The 20,115-nt window shown below is 54.3% G+C and carries 20 protein-coding genes; 9 read left to right on the top strand and 11 right to left on the bottom strand.

The window, feature by feature from the left end:
* Nucleotides 1-222: 222 nt before the first annotated feature.
* The 6 genes from AC0XWG_RS04125 to tsr all read left to right on the top strand — a co-directional run bounded on the left by AC0XWG_RS04125 (nucleotide 223) and on the right by tsr (nucleotide 8,136).
* Nucleotides 223-1,038 (top strand): AraC family transcriptional regulator, encoded by an 816-nt coding sequence (locus AC0XWG_RS04125; protein ID WP_128348645.1) that lies wholly within the window; start codon nucleotides 223-225, stop codon nucleotides 1,036-1,038.
* Nucleotides 1,039-1,176: 138 nt separating this feature from the next.
* Nucleotides 1,177-2,097, top strand: a complete 921-nt coding sequence (locus tag AC0XWG_RS04120; RefSeq protein ID WP_128348646.1) for a dihydrodipicolinate synthase family protein — start codon at nucleotides 1,177-1,179, stop codon at nucleotides 2,095-2,097.
* A 14-nt stretch (nucleotides 2,098-2,111) separates the two neighbouring features.
* Nucleotides 2,112-3,719 carry an aldehyde dehydrogenase (NADP(+)) gene (locus tag AC0XWG_RS04115; protein ID WP_128348647.1) on the top strand — a complete coding sequence of 536 codons (1,608 nt, stop codon included), beginning with the start codon at nucleotides 2,112-2,114 and terminating at the stop codon, nucleotides 3,717-3,719.
* An 11-nt stretch (nucleotides 3,720-3,730) separates the two neighbouring features.
* Nucleotides 3,731-5,332, top strand: coding sequence for an APC family permease (locus AC0XWG_RS04110; RefSeq protein WP_108089524.1), 1,602 nt, complete (start codon nucleotides 3,731-3,733; stop codon nucleotides 5,330-5,332).
* Nucleotides 5,333-5,343: 11 nt separating this feature from the next.
* Entirely contained in the window at nucleotides 5,344-6,363 is a 1,020-nt protein-coding gene (locus AC0XWG_RS04105) for an Ldh family oxidoreductase (protein ID WP_475680396.1), read from the top strand.
* 108 nt (nucleotides 6,364-6,471) lie between these two features.
* On the top strand, nucleotides 6,472-8,136 hold the full coding sequence (tsr, locus tag AC0XWG_RS04100) for a methyl-accepting chemotaxis protein (RefSeq protein WP_475680395.1): 1,665 nt from the start codon (nucleotides 6,472-6,474) through the stop codon (nucleotides 8,134-8,136).
* Here the strand turns inward: tsr and AC0XWG_RS04095 are convergent.
* The 10 genes from AC0XWG_RS04095 to AC0XWG_RS04050 all read right to left on the bottom strand — a co-directional run bounded on the left by AC0XWG_RS04095 (nucleotide 8,133) and on the right by AC0XWG_RS04050 (nucleotide 16,165).
* A complete protein-coding gene (locus AC0XWG_RS04095; protein WP_475680394.1) occupies nucleotides 8,133-8,654 on the bottom strand; it encodes a GNAT family N-acetyltransferase in 522 nt (173 codons plus the stop codon). The genes tsr and AC0XWG_RS04095 overlap by 4 nt on opposite strands.
* On the bottom strand, nucleotides 8,654-10,945 hold the full coding sequence (gene opgB, locus AC0XWG_RS04090) for a phosphatidylglycerol--membrane-oligosaccharide glycerophosphotransferase (RefSeq protein WP_475680393.1): 2,292 nt from the start codon (nucleotides 10,943-10,945) through the stop codon (nucleotides 8,654-8,656). Before opgB ends, AC0XWG_RS04095 begins: the two co-directional genes overlap by 1 nt.
* Nucleotides 10,946-11,214: 269 nt before the next feature.
* Nucleotides 11,215-11,697, bottom strand: coding sequence for a YjjA family protein (locus tag AC0XWG_RS04085; RefSeq protein WP_049007398.1), 483 nt, complete (start codon nucleotides 11,695-11,697; stop codon nucleotides 11,215-11,217).
* A gap of 84 nt (nucleotides 11,698-11,781) precedes the next feature.
* Entirely contained in the window at nucleotides 11,782-12,519 is a 738-nt protein-coding gene (dnaC, locus tag AC0XWG_RS04080; RefSeq protein ID WP_023334409.1) for a replicative helicase loader DnaC, read from the bottom strand.
* Entirely contained in the window at nucleotides 12,516-13,061 is a 546-nt protein-coding gene (dnaT, locus tag AC0XWG_RS04075; protein ID WP_128348654.1) for a primosomal protein DnaT, read from the bottom strand. The genes dnaC and dnaT overlap by 4 nt, the downstream gene beginning before the upstream one ends.
* A gap of 147 nt (nucleotides 13,062-13,208) precedes the next feature.
* On the bottom strand, nucleotides 13,209-13,637 hold the full coding sequence (locus AC0XWG_RS04070; RefSeq protein WP_013095463.1) for an organic hydroperoxide resistance protein: 429 nt from the start codon (nucleotides 13,635-13,637) through the stop codon (nucleotides 13,209-13,211).
* 84 nt (nucleotides 13,638-13,721) lie between these two features.
* Entirely contained in the window at nucleotides 13,722-14,174 is a 453-nt protein-coding gene (locus tag AC0XWG_RS04065; RefSeq protein ID WP_108089611.1) for a MarR family winged helix-turn-helix transcriptional regulator, read from the bottom strand.
* A 41-nt stretch (nucleotides 14,175-14,215) separates the two neighbouring features.
* Nucleotides 14,216-14,857 (bottom strand): TetR/AcrR family transcriptional regulator, encoded by a 642-nt coding sequence (locus AC0XWG_RS04060; RefSeq protein WP_028016578.1) that lies wholly within the window; start codon nucleotides 14,855-14,857, stop codon nucleotides 14,216-14,218.
* A 67-nt stretch (nucleotides 14,858-14,924) separates the two neighbouring features.
* Entirely contained in the window at nucleotides 14,925-15,398 is a 474-nt protein-coding gene (locus tag AC0XWG_RS04055; RefSeq protein ID WP_108089527.1) for a threonine/serine exporter, read from the bottom strand.
* Nucleotides 15,389-16,165, bottom strand: a complete 777-nt coding sequence (locus tag AC0XWG_RS04050) for a threonine/serine exporter family protein (protein WP_028016580.1) — start codon at nucleotides 16,163-16,165, stop codon at nucleotides 15,389-15,391. Before AC0XWG_RS04050 ends, AC0XWG_RS04055 begins: the two co-directional genes overlap by 10 nt.
* A 413-nt stretch (nucleotides 16,166-16,578) precedes the next feature.
* On the opposite strand from AC0XWG_RS04050, the gene AC0XWG_RS04045 reads away from it, so the two are divergent.
* Nucleotides 16,579-17,310: a helix-turn-helix transcriptional regulator gene (locus tag AC0XWG_RS04045; protein ID WP_475680392.1), complete on the top strand. Its 732-nt coding sequence runs from the start codon at nucleotides 16,579-16,581 to the stop codon at nucleotides 17,308-17,310.
* Nucleotides 17,307-17,942, top strand: a complete 636-nt coding sequence (gene bglJ, locus AC0XWG_RS04040) for a DNA-binding transcriptional activator BglJ (RefSeq protein ID WP_257247830.1) — start codon at nucleotides 17,307-17,309, stop codon at nucleotides 17,940-17,942. Before AC0XWG_RS04045 ends, bglJ begins: the two co-directional genes overlap by 4 nt.
* A gap of 36 nt (nucleotides 17,943-17,978) precedes the next feature.
* Here the strand turns inward: bglJ and AC0XWG_RS04035 are convergent, their stop codons facing one another.
* Nucleotides 17,979-18,437, bottom strand: coding sequence for a YbaK/EbsC family protein (locus tag AC0XWG_RS04035; protein ID WP_008502085.1), 459 nt, complete (start codon nucleotides 18,435-18,437; stop codon nucleotides 17,979-17,981).
* Nucleotides 18,438-18,765: 328 nt separating this feature from the next.
* Here AC0XWG_RS04035 and AC0XWG_RS04030 point away from each other — a divergent pair, with 328 nt between their 5' ends.
* A complete protein-coding gene (locus AC0XWG_RS04030) occupies nucleotides 18,766-20,112 on the top strand; it encodes a PTS sugar transporter subunit IIC (protein WP_257246795.1) in 1,347 nt (448 codons plus the stop codon).
* The last annotated feature ends 3 nt before the right edge of the window (nucleotides 20,113-20,115 follow it).

Raw genomic sequence — 20,115 nt, 5'->3', positions numbered from 1 at the left:
CGAAATCAGCACAGTGACCGGTTTCACTCTTAAGTAAAATTCATATTTATTTCTTATTAATCATTCTGTTGGTGGTGTGGTAAACCAAAAAAGGTGACTGCGCCAGTGGATGAAAAGGGGTAAATCATAAACCTGTGGCAGGATCGCAAAACGCGGTAAGGGCGCTTGATGAGTTAACGAAAAGTTAATAAAGATCCAGCTCACCGATCGGGAGGAAGCGTTATGTCCTGTGTGATTGATAATGCGCTGGCACCCTCGCCAGCACTGGAAGTGACTGAACTGAGCCAGATTTGTGAAGGGCTGGCGCGCCAGCGTCCGGACAATATCCAGACCTTGCTTCATGCGATGGCGTTGATTGCGCCGCTGCTCAATGCCATTCCTAATGTGGTGTTTTTTGTCAAAGACGTGCAGGCGCGCTATCTGATGGTCAATATGACCCTGGCGCGTCGCTGTGGGTTTAAGACGGTGGCTTCGCTGCTGGGGAAAACCTCTGCCGATGTTTTCCCTTCCGCGCTGGGACAGGGCTATACCGAGCAGGATATGCGGGTGCTGCGCGAAGGGGTGACGCTGCGCGATCAGCTGGAGATGCATCTCTATAACGGCCGTGAGCGCGGCTGGTGTCTGACCCAGAAACTGGCGTTGCGGGATGCGCAGGGGCAGGTGATCGGCATGGCGGGCATTTCGCATGACCTACAGGAAGCGCAGGCGCGACACCCGGCGTGGCAGCGGCTGGCGATCGTCGACGATCATATCCGCAAGCATTACCACCGACCGATCGCCATGGAGGAGTTGACCGCGCTGAGCGGTATGTCGGTGGCGCAAATTGAACGCTACTGTAAGCGCATTTTTCACCTCACCCCGCGTCAGATGATCCACAAAGTCCGTCTGGAAAAAGCGACCGAGCTGCTGGCGGGCGATACGCCGATTACCGATATTGCCCTGCAATGTGGCTATACCGATCACAGCGCCTTTAGCCGCCAGTTCAAGGCCATGACCGGCTCTACGCCGCGTGATTTTCGCGTCACGCTGGCCGGGTAAGACAAACGCACTGTGCTAATTTCGTCATCAAAGAGGAGGAAAACCACCAAGCCGTCGGACGCCTGAAACGTCAATCTGTCAGTGAATATTCACCATTCATTCACTTTGACTTAACAAATTGACGACAAGGAACCGAACATGAGCAAGAAAGCCATTCACTGGAGCGGTGTATTCCCGGCAGTCAGCACCCAGTTTCGCAGCGATTACTCTCTCGACCTGGATGCCACCCATACGGTGATGAAAAACCTGGTCAAGGATGGTGTTTCCGGCCTGGTAGTGTGCGGCAGCGTGGGCGAGAACACCTCGCTGACCACGCAGGAAAAGCTGCAAATTATCGAAGTGGCGAAAGACGCGGCGGGTGGCCAGATCCCGGTTATCGCCGGTGTCGCAGAATTTACCACCGCCTTTGCGCAGAAGATGGCGAAAGAGGCCGAGCGTGTGGGCGTTGACGGTATTATGGTGATGCCTGCGCTGGTGTACTCTTCAAAACCGCATGAAACAGCGGCCCACTTCCGCAGCGTGGCAACCGCCACTGACCTGCCAATCATGGTGTACAACAACCCGCCAATCTACAAAAACGATGTGACGCCGGACATCCTGGCGACGCTCGCCGACTGCGACAACATCGTCTGCTTTAAAGACTCTTCCGGCGATACCCGCCGCTTTATCGACCTGCGTAATTCCGTTGGCGACCGCTTTGTGCTGTTCGCCGGGCTGGATGACGTGGTGGTCGAGAGCATCGCCGTGGGGGCGGAAGGCTGGATCTCGGGGATGTCGAACGCGTTCCCACGTGAAGGGGAGACGCTGTTCCGCCTGGCAAAACAGCAGCGCTATGAAGAAGCGATGGCGCTTTACCGCTGGTTCATGCCGCTGCTGCATCTGGATGCGCGTCCGGATCTGGTGCAGTGCATCAAGCTTTGCGAAGAGCTTCTCGGTCGCGGTAGCGCCATTACCCGTCCGCCGCGCCTGGCGCTGGAAGGGGAAACCCGTGCGGAAGTGGTGGCGATTGTCGAGAAGGCGCTGGCGACCCGACCACAGCTGCCTGACGTCGGCCTGTAAGTAAAGGAGTGACGATGACTTTATCTCTCTCTGTAACAGGCCAGCAGTTTATCGCCGGACGCCGCGTGGCAAGCGGTGAGGCAACGCTGCCGGGCCTGCGTGCCGCTGACGGTGAACCCACCGGATACCGTTTTTACCCGGCCTCCCGCGAGGAGGCCGCCGCTGCGGCACTGGCGGCTGAACAGGCGTTCCCTGTTTATTCGCAGACCTCGCCTGAGGCGCGCGCCCGCTTTCTCGAAACCCTCGCCGACGAGCTGGATTTACTCGGCGAGGACTTTTTTGCCATCGCGCATCAGGAGACGGCGCTGCCGCTGCCACGCCTGCAGGGAGAGCGGGCCCGGACCAGCAATCAGCTGCGCATGTTCGCTGGCGTGCTGCGTCGGGGTGATGCCTTCGGCGTGCGCATTGATACCGCACTCCCTGCGCGCCAGCCGTTGCCGCGCCCGGACCTGCGCCAGTATCTGACGGCGCTGGGCCCGGTGGCAGTATTCGGTGCCAGCAATTTTCCGCTGGCTTTCTCCACCGCAGGGGGCGATACCGCCTCTGCGCTGGCGGCGGGCTGCCCGGTGGTGGTGAAGGCTCATCCGGGGCATATGGCAACGGCAGAACTCACCGCTCAGGCTATTGTGCGTGCGGTGGAGAAAGTCGCCCTTCCTGCGGGCGTTTTTAACATGATTTTCGGCACCGACATTGGCGCAGAGCTGGTGCGTCACCCGGCGATCCAGGCGGTCGGGTTTACCGGTTCTTTACGCGGCGGTAAGGCGCTCTGGCAGCTTGCTCAGCAGCGTCCGCAGCCGATCCCGGTCTTTGCGGAGATGTCAGCCATTAACCCGCTGATTATCCTGCCGCAGGCGTTAGCCACCCGGGCAGAGGCGCTGGCGAAGGAACTGGTGGCCTCTTTTACCCTCGGCAGCGGGCAGTTTTGTACCAAGCCCGGGCTGATCCTGGCCTTGCGTGGCGAAGGCATGACCCGCTTCACGCAGGCGCTGAAGGAGGCGGTGGATCAGGCTCCGGCACAGACCATGCTCAATGCCCCGACCCTTGCCCACTACGAAGAAGGCGTCAGTGCGTTTGAGGCGCATCCCGCGATTCAGCGGCTGGCAGGCTCTGATGATTCTGTTAGCGGACGCGCGCAGGCTCGCCTGTATCAGGCCCCGGTTTCGCTGCTGCTGGCGCAGGAGCCTCTGTTGCAGCATGAGGTGTTTGGCCCGCTGGCGGTGCTGGTTGAGGTGGCTGACGAGGCTGAAATGCAGGCTGTTCTGCGTGCCATCCAGGGGCAGTTGACGGCAACGGTGCACGCCGAATCCGATGACGGCCCGCTGGCACAACGCCTGCTGCCAGCCCTGAGCGAAAAGGCCGGGCGCGTGCTGTTTAACGGATATCCGACCGGCGTGGAAGTGTGCGATGCGATGGTGCACGGCGGCCCGTGGCCTGCCACCACCGATTCACGCGGGACCTCCGTCGGAACCCGCTCCATCGAACGTTTTATGCGTCCGGTGTGCCTGCAGAATGTGCCCGCTGCACTGCTGCCGCCTGCTGTCCAGGATGCTAACCCTCTGAACCTGCTGCGCCTGATTAACGGGCAGTGGACCCGGGAAGCCATTTCCCCCTCTGTTGACTGAAGGGCATGACCATGACGATTCACTCTACGCATCAAACATCGTCCCGCGTTGTTGAGTCAGGGAAATTTAAAAAGCAGCTCACGTTAACCGACCTGACGTTTATTGGTCTTGGGGCTATCTTCGGCTCCGGCTGGCTGTTTGCCGCAAGCCATGTGGCCTCGATTGCCGGGCCTGCGGGCATTGCCTCGTGGGTTATCGGCGGGATTGCCGTGCTGCTGCTGGGGATTGTCTATTGTGAACTGGGGGCGGCGCTGCCGCGCGCCGGGGGGATCATCCGCTATCCGGTGTTTTCCCACGGCGAGCTGATGGGGTATCTGCTGGGCTTTATTACGCTGATTGCGTTTTCAAGCCTGATCTCCATTGAGATTGTTGCTGCACGCCAGTACGCGGCCGCCTGGTTCCCGATGCTAACGCAGCCAGGCTCAAGCGATCCGACCCTGCTGGGCTGGGTGGTGCAGTTTTTACTGCTCTGTTTCTTCTTTGGCCTGAACTACTACAGCGTAAAAACGTTCGCACGCTCCAACAACATCATCAGTATTCTGAAGTTTCTGGTGCCGCTGGCGGTTGTCGTCACCCTGTTTACCTTTTTCAAACCTGAAAACCTGCACGTTCAGGGGATTGCGCCGTTTGGTATGTCAGGCGTTGAGGCGGCGATCAGCGCCGGGGGGATTATTTTTGCCTACCTGGGGCTGACACCGATTATCTCTGTGGCGAGCGAAGTACAAAATCCGCAGCGGACCATCCCGGTTGCGCTGATTTTATCTGTGGTGCTGTCGACCATTATCTACGTGCTGTTGCAACTGGCGTTTCTTGGCAGTATTCCAACCGAAATGCTCGGCAGCGGCTGGGCGGAGATCAGCAAACAGTTCTCGCTGCCTTATCGCGATATCGCCATTACGCTCGGTATGGGCTGGCTGGCATTTATGGTGGTGTGCGATGCGATTGTCTCCCCGAGCGGCACCGGCAATATCTATATGAACGCGACGCCGCGCGTGATTTACGGCTGGGCGAAAGCGGGGACGTTCTTTAAGGCGTTTACCCACATTGATAAAGAGTCCGGCATTCCGCGCCCGGCGCTGTGGCTGACCTTCGCCATGTCTATCTTCTGGACGCTGCCGTTCCCGTCCTGGGAGCAGTTGATTAGCGTGGTGTCGGCGGCGCTGGTGTTGAGCTATGCCATTGCCCCGGTCACGGCGGCGGGGCTGCGCCGTAATGCGCCCGATCTGCCGCGCCCGTTCCGCGTGCGTGCCTTCGGGATTATCGGCCCGGTGTCGTTTGTGATTTCAGCCCTGATTGTCTTCTGGTCTGGCTGGGGGACGCTGTCATGGCTGCTGGGGTTGCAGATTGTGATGTTCGTGGTCTACGTGCTGTGCAAAGCAAAAGTGCCTGTCCACACTGTGAGTCTGGCACAGCAGGTGAAATCGTCCCTGTGGCTCATCGCTTTCTACGCGCTGATTATGCTGTTCTCGTGGCTGGGCAGTTTTGGCGGCACAGGGGTGATTGGTCATCCGTGGGATACGGTGGTGGTGGCGCTGATGTCGCTGGGCATTTACTACTGGGGCGAGCGAACCTGTCTGCCACAGGCTAACTTTACCGGAGACGAAGAAGAGTAGAGGAGTGGGTCATGGAGATGGTAAACCTCTCGTTAACAGAGGCTTATGCGCTGGCATTTAACGTGCTGCGCGGGAACGGATTCAGCGAGGCGCACGCCGCCGCGGTGGCGAAAAACGTCACCCACGGCGAGCGCGATGGCTGCGCCTCGCACGGTTTGTGGCGGTTGCTGGGTATTGTCGAAACGCTGCGTAAAGGGAAGGTGTCACCAGACGCAGAACCGGCGATCGCCGATACCGCACCCGCCATCGTGAAAGCGGACGCTGGTGGGGCATTTTCCCTGCTGGCGTTCGAACGTGCGCTGCCGCTGCTGATAGAAAAGGCGCGACACGGTGGTATCGCCGCGCTGGCGATTAACCGCTGCGTGCACTTTTCTGCCCTGTTTGCGGACGTTGAACCGCTGACGGAGGCCGGCCTGGTGGCGCTGGCGACCACGCCGAGCCATGCGTGGGTCGCCCCTGCGGGCGGCACGCAACCGCTGTTTGGCACGAACCCGATTGCTTTTGGCTGGCCACGCGGCGATAAGCCGCCGTTTATTTTTGATATGGCCACCAGTGCGGCGGCGCGGGGTGAAATCCAGCTGCATCAGCGCGCGGGTAAACCCGTGCCGGAAGGATGGGGGATCGATGCTCAGGGCAAACCGACGACCGATGCACAGGCTATTCTCGACGGCGCGATGTTGACCTTCGGTGGACATAAAGGCTCGGCGCTGGCGGCGATGGTGGAACTGCTTGCCGGTCCGCTGATCGGTGATATGACCAGCGCGGAATCGCTGGCGTGGGATGAGGGCGCAGGCGGCCTGCCTTACGGCGGTGAACTGATTCTGGCGCTCGACCCGACGCGTTTTTTGGGGAATGACGCCGCGGCCCATCTGGCCCGCGCCGAGACACTCTTCAGCGGGATGACGCAGCAGGGGGCCCGATTGCCGGGAGAGCGCCGTTATCATTCTCGTGAGCGTGCGAACCGCAATGGTCTGGAGATAACCCTCACACTTTTCAATGACATATCTGAGCTGCTGAAATCATCATCGTGATCGTCAACACAAGAGGAGGGAAATAGTCCCTCTTCTCAGTACGTTTTTCGTAAAGTTTTCCCTTTCCAGGCCGAAAATTCTGTTATCTGTCTGAAGGAAAGAGAAAACATGTTAAACCGTATCAAGATTGTCACCAGCCTAATGCTGGTTTTAGCGATATTTGGCCTTTTACAACTCACATCCGGTGGTCTTTTCTTTAATGCTCTGAAGAATGACAAAGAGAACTTCACCGTCCTGCAAACCATTCGCCAGCAACAATCCACGCTGAACGGCAGCTGGGTGGCGTTGCTGCAAACCCGTAATACCCTGAACCGTGCGGGCATCCGCTATATGATGGATCAGAGCAATATCGGCAGCGGCGCGACCGTTAACGATTTGATGCAAATTGCGTCTGCGTCTCTGAAACAGGCGGAAAAAAACTGGGGTGCGTACGAAGCCCTGCCGCGCGACTCGCGTCAAAGTGATGCAGACGCGATGGAAATCAAACGTAACTACGATATCTATCACGGTGCGCTGGCGGAGCTGATTCAGCTGCTGGGCGCAGGTAAAATCAACGCCTTCTTCGACCAGCCGACTCAGAGCTATCAGGACGGTTTTGAGAAGCAGTACGTAAACTACCTGCAGCAGAACGACAAGCTGTACAAGACCGCCGTTGAGGACAGCAACAGCTCTTACTCTCAGGCTATCTGGGTGTTGATTAGCGTATTGGTTGCCGTTCTGGTGGTGATTGTCGCCGTCTGGCTGGGTATCAAACAGGCGCTGATCTCTCCGTTGAACCGTCTCATCGACAGCATTCGCCATATCGCCAGCGGCGACCTGGTGAAGCGCATTGATGTGGAAGGCTCCAACGAGATGGGCGAACTGGCCGATTCACTGCGTCATATGCAGGGTGAGCTGGTGCGTACCGTTGGCGACGTGCGTAATGGCGCGAACGCCATTTACAGCGGTGCGAGCGAAATCGCGATGGGCAACAACGATCTCTCCTCCCGTACTGAGCAGCAGGCGGCTTCTCTGGAAGAGACCGCTGCCAGTATGGAACAGCTGACGGCGACCGTTAAGCAGAACGCCGAAAACGCCCGTCAGGCAAGCCATCTGGCGCTGAGTGCGTCTGAAACGGCGCAGAAAGGCGGTAAAGTGGTGGATAACGTGGTGCAAACCATGCGTGATATCGCCGGAAGTTCGCAGAAAATTGCCGACATTATTAGCGTAATTGACGGCATTGCTTTCCAGACCAACATTCTGGCACTGAACGCGGCGGTAGAAGCGGCGCGTGCGGGCGAGCAGGGCCGTGGCTTTGCGGTGGTGGCAGGTGAAGTTCGTAACCTGGCGCAGCGCAGCGCCCAGGCGGCACGTGAAATTAAGAGCCTGATTGAAGACTCTGTTGGCCGTGTGGAAGTGGGCTCTACCCTGGTAGAAAGCGCCGGTGAAACCATGGGCGAGATCGTTAATGCAGTCACTCGCGTTACCGACATTATGGGTGAAATCGCCTCTGCGTCAGACGAGCAGAGCCGCGGTATTGACCAGGTGGGTCTGGCTGTCGCAGAGATGGATCGTGTGACCCAGCAGAACGCCTCGCTGGTGGAAGAGTCTGCTGCGGCCGCGGCCGCGCTGGAAGAGCAGGCGAGCCGTCTGACTCAGGCTGTGGCGGTGTTCCGCATTCAGCAGGAGCAGATGAAAGCGCGCGAGTTCGCTGCGGCTAAAGCGGTTTCCACGCCGGTGATGGCGCGTAAAACCGCGACTGCCGATTCAGGCGATAACTGGGAAACGTTCTAATTAAGTGACAGGCGCATGGCACAGCGGGATTCATACGCTAAGCCATGCGCCGCTTCATCCTCTCTTTTCTGACGCAGTTCTGGCGTTAGCTCAGCAATTTGTTCAAATCCCAACCGCGCATAGAACGGCGCATTCCACGGGACGTCCCGGAACGTCGTTAACGTCAGCGACGTCAGCCCTAGCTTACGGGCATGGTCAGCCACACAGGCGATGAGCTGTCGGCCAATCCCTTTTCCCTGCCAGTCCAGATCAACCGAAAGCTCCACGATAAACAGCGATGAAGAGTGTGCTTCGGTGAGGATAAACCCCACGGGGCGGTCATTCGCCAGCGCCAGCCAGCTTTGCCCGCGTTCGGCATACTCAAGGTGCTGCTCAGTGGAAATGACCTCACCCTCGGCAAGCCAGGCGAGCTCCGGATAGCGTCGAAAACGTTCGCCCGCCGCGCGTTCAATGGCGGGCAGGGCGTAAACGTCGTCACAGCGAGTTGGCCGAACGGTTATGTTAAGGGGGACGGTCATTAGCCTGCATTACTCACAATTTTAATTTCGACCATACCTACCCCCAGCTGACGCGGTGAATGGCCGAGGATATTCCCGTCATTCGTGGACTGCGGGTCTGGCGGCACAATCACCAGGGTATTGCTGCGGGATGGATTCTCAAAATGAAGCGTGTGAGTGGTCACTTCGTTTCCAAGCGTTAGCGTCTGCTCTTGTTCGCCCACGCGCACGGGCACGGGCTTATTTGCATTAGAGCCATACGCCCTGGCCGTGATCACCAGGTCAAATTGTTCTGGCAGGGGATGGGTGTACTCAATTTTCACCTCGTTGCCCAACTGCGCATTTGACCAGCGTCCCCAGGACTCCGGACGTGAGATGCCGCTAAACTGTTTCACCTCTTCCGGCGCGCCGGCCACGTTAAAGATAAAGCTGTCCGCCTTGTAGCGAATATCGTTATCGACGATTTTCAGCATGTCGACGTTGTGCTGGTAGCGTGCGGTATCAATCACCGTGTCTTTAAACGCGGTTTTGCCTTTCCATTGGGCTTTATCCACATGCTGCACGGTTTGCTCCCCGCCAAGCTGGCCCTGAGAAACACACCAGTCGGTAGAAAGCGCCAACGGCTGAGACCAGAGTTGGCCCATTTTGTAACATTTGTCGACCCAGACGAAGTTATCGCGAGGGGCAAAGTCAGCCAGCTGGAAACGCAGCGGGGCGGAGTACTCACTTTCCGGCAGCGGTTCGACGCGATTGTCCGACACGCGCACCAGCAGCGGCAGGCGGAAGCTGCTGCCCGAGAAGGCAATCGTGTTTTTATTTTGATCGATGGTGAAATCTTTCATCTCTTTCGGGAAGTTCCACAGGCGGATGATGTCTGGCTTCCACGCGAGGATTTTTTCCTTCATGTTGAGGAAGACTTCAGACAGAGATTGCCCCGACAACGTGCTGCGGCCCAGACCAATAAAGTTGTCTCCGCCCAGAATGTCCAGCACGGTCGCGCCGTTATCCATTGAGTTACGTTTGGTGGCAATCACTTCCTGTTGCGGCTGGTCGCCGCGAAGTACGAAGAACAGATTGCTGCGATCCTGCTTGTTGAGTTGATCCCATGCGCTGTTTTTCATCGCCAGATGGTCAGACGAAACGACGATGACGGTATTTTTAAAATACGGTGAAGCTTTGATTTTCTCGACCAGTGCGGCGATATGCTCCTGGCTACAGGTGACGGCGCTGAAAGATTTGTTGTTTTTGCCGCCGACATCATAGCTTCTGCGTTTACAGGTACGTGAGACGAACCCGTCCGGGTGGTGCGTATCCACGGTCAGAGCAAAGAGGGAGAAGCGCTTACCCGAGCGGGAAAGTTCTTCGAATTTCTTCCAGGTTTCGTCCAGCACCGTATCGTCGTAGAAGCCCCAGTCGTTACGGTAGTTTGGATCGGCAACTGTCGTTTTTAACTCCTCTGAGCCATACAGGTGGTCAAAACCGTGGGACTTCAGGAACACATCTTTTCCGGCAAAGCGCAGGTTCGCCCCCTGGACAAAATAGTTTTCATAGCCGGAGTTTTTCAGAATATCGCCCAGGCAAACATTCTGCGGGAAGAATGTCGACATCGAGGCTGAGGCGTTCCCTTCAAAAGGTGCAAACAGCGGGATACCACACTGGGAGGCAACCATTCCGGCGATAGTGTAATCCGTGCCGGGCAGCTGCATGGTGTGGCTGAAATCAAGACCTTCGTTTTTCAACGCGCCCAGCTCTGGTGTCAGGTTCGGGAACGCGTCGTTATCAAAGTACGTGCGCTCCAGACTTTCGCCGTAGATATAGACCAGATTGAGTTTCGGGCTGGCGATCTTTTTCGACGGCTCTTTGTAGTAGGCCACGAAATCCGGATCGCCGTCGCGCGACTGGGACTTTACCAGCTCGGCGATCTGATGGAATGCGGGACTGGCGTCGACTGAGGCCAGTGCCAGGAAAAGCGCCAGCAGGCTGTAACCATGATGGTGCGGATGATGGCGACGTCGCCGCAGTACCCAGGCCAGTGCGCCAAAAACGACCACCAGTGCCACAACCAGGCCCAGCCCAGGAAGAATATACTTACCTACGCCCGCGCCCGTCAGGCTGTTCGTCAGGGTGTAGAGCACCGCATCGTTAATCCCGTCACCGGTAAAGTAATCGCTGGCGTATAAGGTAATGTTTAAAATAATAAAAATGCCGAGCACCACCAGCGTGGCGATAAACCACCAGGTGTGACGGCCAGCTTTCCAGGCGTAAACGCCGACAGAAGCCAGAAAAAGGATAAGAGACATGAATTCAGACAACAGCATATCCTCATGACGCCAGATGCTTCGCTGGCTAACTGTTTATTTTTAGGTACTACAATGTAATTGCGATGTCGTTTAGCTGCAATTCTAGTGTCATGAAAGTGTGCTGTTATTAGGATTTGGTTTAGAAAACCGTTTTTTTGAAGGTGCTCGCATCCTGACAAACGGACGCTGAGACGGTGGCAGGCAGGGAAAACGCTCATTTAGCGCCGCGTTGCAAGACTATCGCATTAAACGCGGCGTGTTGTGGCAGAAAATGGGATGGATCAGGAGATGAAATTAACGCCTTGTTTCAGCACCAGATCGCAGGCTTTGGTTTTCACCTGTTTGGCCAGAGAAGAGTTGCCGATGGTGCTCAGGTTAAGCTGCTGGCCGTTTTTCGCGTTAAGCAGACCCTGAATACCGTCCATGTAGTTGGTATCCGCTTTCTGCTCCTGGGTATCCAGACCCAGCTTGCCCAGCACCTGGTTTTTGACATTTTGCGCGTCGGTCACGGAGGCCAGCTTTTGCTTCGCGCAATATTCCAGAATGCCCGCCGCGTTGTTCATTGTACCCGCACTCAGGCTCTGGGAGCTGTTACCCAGCAGGCTGGTGAGAGAAGATGCGGACAGCCCGCCCTGAGTGCTGCTGCTCTCTTTGGTCAGTTCGTTTGCTGCGCTTGACAGAGAATCCTGCCAGGACGCCGCTTGCACTGCGCCGGTAACCAACAGGGTGCCTAACAGCGTGCTGATAATAATCTGTTTTTTCATCGTAAATTTCTCAAAAAGGTCCGTTTTGGGCCGGAAGTGATTCCAGTATATACCGCCTTCTCACCATAGATTCCTGGAACTATCTTAATACTCTTTTCCGGTGACGCGGCTACGGTAACTTTCCCAGTCGAAGATGACATACAGGCTGTTACCCAGCTTCATGCGATCCATAACGCGCTCACCCAGTAAGCGGGTCATCTCGTCGATATTGTGGTTTGTCAGCATACCGGTAGGTCGTTTGGACGAGGAACGGCGGTCGACAATCTGGTTAATGATCACCTTTTCATAACGGGATTCCGTCTGCACGCCAATCTCGTCGATGACCAGTAAATCGACGTTACTCAGGTCGTTCAGGAGTTGTTCTTCGCTGGTTTCGCGGTTGCTGAAGGTGTCTTTCATCGCGGACATGATATCGGCCACGGTGATGATGAGCACCGATTTTCCGCGCAGGAGCAGTTCGTTGCAGATAGCGGCGGCGAGGTGATTTTTTCCGGTGCCAGGTTTGCCGCTAAAGATGAAGCTGGCAATATTACCATCGAATTCATCCACATACTGACGGGCGGCGGCAAGCGCGTTCATCTGCCCGTTGGTCTCAACTTTATAATTATCAAATGAGCAGTTCTGATGCAGGGGACGAATACCTGAACGGTTAAAGGTGCGCTGCATTTTCATCGCCCGATTTTCACGGGCGAGCGCGGCGGCGCGGATCTCTCCTTGCTCTTTTTGCCACGCCAGCAGTTCTTCACCCGTGGTGAAAGCGGGCTTCACGTTGGCAGGCATCATTTTTTGCAGACGTTTCATCAGGTCGCCGACGTTCTTCATTTCGCACCTCGGAATCCGTTAGGGATCTGTTTATCCGGTTCTGAAAACGCGTTGATATCGCGTTTTGGCTGGCCATTATTGCTGGCGCGGGTGATTTGAAGATGGCGCGCGAGCTTTTGCTGCCACTGAATATGGGTGAAGACTTTACCTTCTGCCTGCCACCAGGCCGTAAACGCGGCCAGTTCTTCAGCGGTGGCGGGTTGTGTTAACGCAATACCCCACAGCGCGGCCTGCCGCTGAAAATCGGCATCAGGTTGCCAGCCCGCATAGAGAGCAAATTTTCCCATCGGAACGCTCATCGGGGCGTTAACCGGCTCATCAAAGAACTGGTTATCCAGCATGATATCGCTCGCCGGGCGTGATAATTGCGCTTCGATCTCCAGGAGCTGTGCCAGACGTTCCGGTGTGATGGCGTAAAATGCCGGTGCATTGTCGGCAAAAACCGCAACCGTGCCGCCTTCGGCGTGGGTCAACACACCGCGTGGGTCGCGCATAAAGGCATCAATGCCAGCAATGCTGGTGGTCAGAATTCTGGAGGACATAACGCTTACTCTACTGATGACTACGGGCGTGATATGAGCTTATGGTAGCACAGAGAGGATGAGGGGATGGAGGGGATTTCCCCGGTGGCGATGCGCTTATAGGGCTACAACCGTAGACCTGATAAGCGCAGCGCCATCAGGCATTTATCATGCGATGATATTCAGGGTCACGTCGATGTTGCCGCGGGTCGCGTTAGAGTACGGGCAAACGATGTGGGCGGCATCGACCAGCTTTTTGGCTTCCGCAGGATCCATGCCTTCAACATGGATGTTCAGTTTTGCTTCGATACCAAAGCCGGTTGGCAGCGGGCCAATACCCACTTCGCCTTCAATAAAGGCCTCTTTTGGCAGGGTAAATTTGTCGCGTGCGGCGACAAACTTCATCGCGCCCAGGAAGCAGGCAGAGTAACCGGCAGCAAACAGCTGCTCAGGGTTCGTCACTTCTCCCCCCATGCCACCCATCTCTTTTGGCACGCCCAGTTTCACGTCCAGGACACCATCAGAAGAGGTGGCACGACCGTCACGACCTCCGGTTGCTTTTGCTTTGGCGGTATAAACGACTTTTTCTAAAGACATGGCAGGTTCCTCATTTTATATTTAAGTTCGCTATTAAATAGCGTGCGATATATATGTTTAAATAAATACGCGTAAAGTATAGCCTTACGCGTGGTGTAACTGGTGTCGCAAAAGTTCAAGCTGCTGCTTCAGCGCCAGCATCGTGTCAGTATCACATTGCGCTGCGCAACCCACCGCATGGGGGATATTTAGTGCCTGCTGCTGCAGTGCACGTCCCTCGTCGCTCAGCGTGACGGCCACCTGACGTTCGTCTTTACGCGAGCGCTGGCGTTTTATCAGCCCGGCGCTTTCCAGACGTTTTAACAGCGGTGTCAGGGTGGCAGAGTCAAGGAACAGCCGCTCACCAATGTCCGACACCGTCATGTCGTCCTGCTCCCAGAGCACCAGCATCACCAGGTATTGCGGGTAAGTCAGGTTCAGCGGCGCCAGCAGTTGCCGGTACAGCTTGTTAAGCGCCAGATTTGCCGAGTAGAGAGCAAAGCAGAGCTGGTTATCCAGCAGGAGCGCAGCGGTGGTGTCGTTCGTTTTCGTGTTCATGGAATGAATATAGATAGTGCGCGATTTAATTGCAAGCAATTTTATGGGCAGGTATAGCGGAGTGCCACCTGAACGGCCATTTTGCGGTAGTGCTGGCGCTGAGCCTGTTCATCCGCCCCATCTTCAAACAGCAATGTGAAGGTGTAGCTGTTGGCGACGTAGTGAAAGCTGAAACTGCTTATCAGACGGTGGAGATCGCGGGCGTCAACTGTCTGGTTGAATAGCTGCTTTTCTTTACCCCGGTCCAGGATCGCTTCCAGCAGATCGAGCGCGCTACGGTTGACCTGGCGCAGATAGCTCGACTGCTGCATAAAGCGACCACGCTGCATGTTTTCCATGCAGATAATGCGGATGTAATCCGGGTGATCGGCATGATAGTCAAAGGTAGCTTCAACCAGGTTGACCAGCGCTTCTACCGGTGGCATTCCCGCCAGGCTCAGTGCTTTCTCACTGGCGCGGATTTGGGTGTAAACATGCTCCAGGACAAGAAGGTAGAGATTTTCTTTGTTCTTGAAATGGTAAACCACCATGCGCTTGGTCGTGCCTGCTTTCTCCGCAATTTGCTCCATGCGGGCACCGTTCAAACCATATTCGGCGAAAAGCGCGATCGCGCTCTGAAAAATTTTCTCTTTCAGGCTGGATTCTTCATTGTGTGCGGGGTGTTCGCTGCCTGGGTTAGCCACAATCTTTCCTTATTATCACCAAACGGACCAGGACGATTATCCCCATGGCAGCGAAATAACACAAATATCAAACGCGTGGGCGTTTGCGGTACAGCCACAGTCCCGGGATCGACAGCCCGATAGAGAGTGCACCGACAATGGAAGAGGCCTTAAGGAAGTTGCTCAGAAGGAGGATCATCTGTGGCTCGGTGTAGCCAAAATGGCTGATTTTTACTGCGGAAATCATTGCCGTGTAGGCAGATATGCCCGGGAACATCGGGATAACGGCGGCAACGGTGAACACTTTGGGATGCGCCAGATACCAGCGCGACCACTGAATGCCTATGCTACCGACCAGCATAGACGCCATAAATGTCGACCATTCGATGTTAAAACCTGCCGTCATCATGATCATCCGTGACCCATGACCAATCGCACCCAGCAGGGCACACCACGGGAGAGCACGTTGCGGAACATTAAAGACCATCGCAAAGCCAACGGCAGGAATGGCGGCCAGAAGCATGTCCTGTACCAGTGCCAGCAGAAAATCTATCACGCCCATCCGCGTAACCCCCAGAGAGTCATGGCCATGACGACGCCAATACAGGTCGCCAGCGTCAGCAGGCTGGCGATAGCCCAACGTGCCAGACCGGTATTGATGTGCCCTTTAAACATATCGGCGACAGCGTTAATCAACGGGAACCCCGGGACCAGCAGAAGCACACTGGCGGCCATGGCAACAGTGGGGGTGTTAACAAACTGCGGCAGGCGCAGCAGTAAACCAGACACCGTGGTGGCGACAAAAGCGGTAATACAGAAATTGATTTGTGGGTGCATTTGCCGGTGTGTCAGTAGCTGGCGGACATACATCGCGATGCTGCTGGCGAAAAATGTAATGATTGCGCCGTCCCAGCCGCCTTTATTGAGCTTACAAAAACAGGCGCACGACAGCCCAACCATGAGCACAACGAGCCAGCGTGGGTAACGCAATGGCTTTATTTGGTTGAATTTTTTTTCAATCTCATTGTGGTCGAGCAGCTTATGCTCAGCAAGAATGACGATATGTTGCACTTCGGTGACGACGTGCATGTTAATACCACGGTCGTGGTTTTTGCGGGTGGAGGTCAGGCATTGACCATCTTTGATCGTAGTCAGCACAATGGCGTTTGAAGAGATCGCGCTTTCAACGCTATCCATACCTAACGCCAGCCCCAGCCGTGTTGAGAGCTCCTCAACCAGCGCGCTTTCCGCTCCGTGCTGGAGCAGAAAAAGACCGCACTGAATACATAGCCGCGTGATAGCACGCTGCGTTGACCGATCTGCCTGCATGTATTGTCCTGAAGAGAAAATGGATGTTAGCGGTTTGGCCCGTGATGCTTACTTTTAACACAAAGTGCGGTACCCCTTGCTGTGGGTCAGATCAAGATTTAAGCAAACAGTTGCAACCTGTATTGTGAAAGGGTTTTCGCTTTAATTCATAACAATGGTGAATCATTAATGCGGTAACATAAAATATTTGTATTTAGTTATTCTAAATTTATATTGTCGATATTTTAATGAGTCCGTAATTAAATTTTCTTGCACTTTATGAGATATTATCTCTGTTTTAGGCATTTCTTAAATCAGAAACATATCTCATCTTCTGCTTGTATTAATCTGTTTTACACTCAGGGACGAAAATACTTATTACGTTGATGCGTATTAACGTTACTCATCAAATGAAAAATGGACACGGAGGGTCTATGTTGTCATTACATGGTAAACATTGCGTAGTCATAAGCCGGATACCCGTGATGCAAAAAGGGTTTGCAGGCGTTATGGCACGTCACTTCCCCGATTTTGAATTGACCTTTTGCCGCTCACTGCAGGAGCTAACGCTGCTTCAGTTACGCAGTGCAGATGTAATTATTACCGATATTTCAGGTGAATACAGAAACCCCCGGGGCTCGCTCGAAGAGTACTACAGCTTATTGAACCAATACCGTGAAATACACTGGATCTTCTTAGTCTCCCGACCGCTGTACCCGATAGCGGTTGAGTTGCTTATGCGACCAGAAAGCACGCTGCTTTCCGATATGGAACCCATCGACGGCGTGATTAATGCCATCCGGGCCGGGAGTGAGCGTGCTGAACGGATAAGCCAGACGTTATTAATACCAGAACCTCAGAGTGTTGAAGATGAACACGTTATTGCGCTCACGCACTCTGAACGCAAAGTATTACGTTTGTTAGGTAAGGGATGGGGGATTAATCAAATTGCCACCTTGCTCAAGAAGAGCAATAAAACGATAAGTGCGCAGAAAAACAGTGCGATGCGACGGCTGTCGTTGCGGTCTAACGCCGATATGTATGCCTGGATCAGTAGTACACAGGGAATGAGAGAGCTGAGTTTAATCTCAGCCTATGGAGAGTTCGAGGAATGGAAAAAACCGATTCAACAAGACACATCGCCATTATCGAAAATTGTTCAATGAGTGCTGTTGGGCTACAGCATCTTTTTGCTATGCCCACCCTTAACCATTATCAGTTGCACTTATTTAGTGGATTTGAGGGCTTTAAGAAGGCACTTCATCAGACCAATTTTTTTTCGCTGATCTATTCACTTTCCGATGCGCGAGAAGAGCGTCGTAATTGCCTGGCGCACGTGCGGGATCTCGCATTTACCCATAGCCATATTCAACGCATTATTCTGGCGTCTGATGAGATGGAAGCACGGTTAATTAGCCATCTATCACCTTCACGTCTTCACGGAGTGGTCAGTAAATCCTTAACACTTGAGCACTTGCAGAAGGAGCTCGTGGTGTTGTTGGGTGAAACGCTGCGCATCAATGACAATATGCTGAACCACTGGTATCGGAGTCAAAACAGGATGTTAAGCCCCACGGAGCGGGCCATTTTGCGTTATATGTCTTTCGGGTATTCCATTCCCGAAATCGCCGCACAGCTTGAACGCAATATTAAGACTATCCGGGCACATAAGTTTAATGCGATGGTGAAGTTGGGAGTGAGTTCTGACGTAGGGCTGCTTGATGCAGCGGATATTCTTACGCATCTCCCGGCACGAGAACCGCTTAATCCTGCACTCAGCAAACCCACATTTTTATAACCTGCCTTGTGCGCCAGATACTCTCTGGCGCATCAATCAGATGCATACATCAACCCATTTTGCAGATGTTAGCTCTGCCATCCTGTCAGGTGAAATACGTACGGCACTGTGGATCGCGCCAGCGGCAGGGAGTACTTCAGCGTACTGCTTTAAGGAAATATCACAGTAAACCGCAAGCGGGTTTTCCAGCCCGAACGGACAAACACCACCAACAGGATGACCTGTTATGGTCACTACTTCATCACTGCTGAGCATGCGTGCTTTTGCACCAAAGGTGTCTTTTAGCTTTTTGTTATCCAGGCGCGCATCGCCTTTCGCTACCACCAGAATCACCTCGTTTTTCACCTTCAATGACAGGGTTTTAGCAATTTGTCCCGGCTCAACGCGATGGGCGGCTGCAGCGAGTGCAACGGTAGCGGTACTCTGACTCAATTCAATAACGTCTATATCCGGAGCGTTGTCGGCAAAAAACTGCTGTACAGACTGCAAACTCATTGTTTCCTCCTGACAAATATCCTGCGTAATCTGTCATAAGAATTTATGCTCTGTAAATATCTCTTAAGTAACAAATACCCCATATAGCTGATTTCTGGATCATCTTCACAATCACAGAAACCGGTTACAGTAACCGGTTGCAGAGCGTGGTGCGTAGATTAATACTGAGTACGTAACGTTCCCTGTATCCAATAATAAGAGCAAATTATGAAACCATTTAGTCTGAGCAGTACCGCTGGTACACAAGCCAGCAAGGTTGTGAAGCTGATTTATGGAACAACGTGTGGCACGAATGTGCCCGTAACAAACGTCTGACAGGAGATCTGCCATGTCTGCCAACCATGCTGCGTTTAACCTGATATTCCGTTTTGTTGAAAATTACGTTAGCCCAATTGCCGGGCGCATCTCTTCCCAGCGTCATGTTATGGCTATTCGTGATGGGTTCATCTCCGCGATGCCATTTATGATTGTCGGCTCATTTTTGTTAGTGTTCGCTTACCCACCGTTTTCACCTGATACCACCTGGGGTTTTGCGCGCGCCTGGCTGGATATGGCGAAGCAATTTGAAGGCCAGATTCTGACGCCGTTTGATATGACGATGGGCATTATGTCCATTTATATCTGTGCGGCTATTGCCTATAACCTTGGCAAACACTATGTCAAATCGCATCAGTTAGACCCATTTATGTGTGCCATGCTGTCGCTGATGGCGTTTCTCCTGGTTGCAGCACCTAAAACCAAAGGCACACTTCCTGTGGACAGCCTGGGCGGGACGGGCATCTTTACCGCGATTCTGGTGGCTATTTACTGCGTTGAGATGATGCGTTTCCTTAAAGCGCATAACATTGGTATTCGCCTGCCAGACCAGGTTCCCCCGATGATCAAAAACTCTTTCGACCTGCTGATCCCGGTGCTGGTGGTGGTGTTGACGCTCTATCCGCTGAGCCTGATTATTCAGTCTCAGTTTGGCATGCTGATCCCGCAGGCGATTATGTCAGTCTTTAAGCCTTTGGTTTCTGCAGCGGACTCACTGCCTGCGATTCTGCTGGCGGTGTTGATTGGTCATCTGCTCTGGTTCGCCGGGATCCACGGAGCCGCCATTGTCTCCGGGATGTTACAGATGTTCTGGCTGACTAATCTGGGAGCTAACCAGACTGCGCTGGCAGCCAGTCAGCCTCTGCCGCATATTTTTATGGAAGCATTCTGGACGTTCTTTATCGTGATTGGCGGGTCGGGAGCCACAATGGGGCTGGTGATTTGCTATCTGCGCAGTCGTTCAGCACATTTACGCTCTATTGGACGCTTGAGCGTGGTACCAAGCTTCTTTAACATTAACGAACCTGTCATTTTCGGTACGCCGATTGTGATGAACCCAGTGTTCTTTATTCCGTTCCTGTTGGCACCCATGGTGAATGCCGTGCTGGCCTGGGCGGCGATGTCATTTGATCTGATTGGCCGTGTCATTTCAGTCGTGCCCTGGACAGCACCCGCTCCGATTGGCGCCGCATGGGCCCTTGGCTGGGATTTCCGCGCAGCCATTCTGGTCGTTGTTCTGGCCTGCGTATCAGCAATAATCTACTTCCCATTCTTCAAAGTCTACGAGAAGCAGCTGCTGGAGCAGGAAGCCGAGGAAGCGCAGCGTAACGCGGAAGAGGAAAATCAGCAGGTGGCTTAAAAG

This window comes from Enterobacter sp. DVT3837, assembly GCF_056238685.1.
The sequence above is the reverse complement of the archived record's forward strand: the minus strand, read 5'-3'. Positions and strand labels throughout refer to the sequence as shown.

Coding starts and splice junctions, on each gene's coding strand:
- AC0XWG_RS04125 (WP_128348645.1), top strand. CDS start 223: ATGTCCTGTGTGATTGATAATGCGCTGGCACCCTCGCCAGCACTGGAA.
- AC0XWG_RS04120 (WP_128348646.1), top strand. CDS start 1,177: ATGAGCAAGAAAGCCATTCACTGGAGCGGTGTATTCCCGGCAGTCAGC.
- AC0XWG_RS04115 (WP_128348647.1), top strand. CDS start 2,112: ATGACTTTATCTCTCTCTGTAACAGGCCAGCAGTTTATCGCCGGACGC.
- AC0XWG_RS04110 (WP_108089524.1), top strand. CDS start 3,731: ATGACGATTCACTCTACGCATCAAACATCGTCCCGCGTTGTTGAGTCA.
- AC0XWG_RS04105 (WP_475680396.1), top strand. CDS start 5,344: ATGGAGATGGTAAACCTCTCGTTAACAGAGGCTTATGCGCTGGCATTT.
- tsr (WP_475680395.1), top strand. CDS start 6,472: ATGTTAAACCGTATCAAGATTGTCACCAGCCTAATGCTGGTTTTAGCG.
- AC0XWG_RS04095 (WP_475680394.1), bottom strand. CDS start 8,654: ATGACCGTCCCCCTTAACATAACCGTTCGGCCAACTCGCTGTGACGAC.
- AC0XWG_RS04085 (WP_049007398.1), bottom strand. CDS start 11,697: ATGAAAAAACAGATTATTATCAGCACGCTGTTAGGCACCCTGTTGGTT.
- dnaC (WP_023334409.1), bottom strand. CDS start 12,519: ATGAAGAACGTCGGCGACCTGATGAAACGTCTGCAAAAAATGATGCCT.
- dnaT (WP_128348654.1), bottom strand. CDS start 13,061: ATGTCCTCCAGAATTCTGACCACCAGCATTGCTGGCATTGATGCCTTT.
- AC0XWG_RS04070 (WP_013095463.1), bottom strand. CDS start 13,637: ATGTCTTTAGAAAAAGTCGTTTATACCGCCAAAGCAAAAGCAACCGGA.
- AC0XWG_RS04065 (WP_108089611.1), bottom strand. CDS start 14,174: ATGAACACGAAAACGAACGACACCACCGCTGCGCTCCTGCTGGATAAC.
- AC0XWG_RS04055 (WP_108089527.1), bottom strand. CDS start 15,398: ATGGGCGTGATAGATTTTCTGCTGGCACTGGTACAGGACATGCTTCTG.
- AC0XWG_RS04050 (WP_028016580.1), bottom strand. CDS start 16,165: ATGCAGGCAGATCGGTCAACGCAGCGTGCTATCACGCGGCTATGTATT.
- AC0XWG_RS04045 (WP_475680392.1), top strand. CDS start 16,579: ATGTTGTCATTACATGGTAAACATTGCGTAGTCATAAGCCGGATACCC.
- bglJ (WP_257247830.1), top strand. CDS start 17,307: ATGAGTGCTGTTGGGCTACAGCATCTTTTTGCTATGCCCACCCTTAAC.
- AC0XWG_RS04035 (WP_008502085.1), bottom strand. CDS start 18,437: ATGAGTTTGCAGTCTGTACAGCAGTTTTTTGCCGACAACGCTCCGGAT.
- AC0XWG_RS04030 (WP_257246795.1), top strand. CDS start 18,766: ATGTCTGCCAACCATGCTGCGTTTAACCTGATATTCCGTTTTGTTGAA.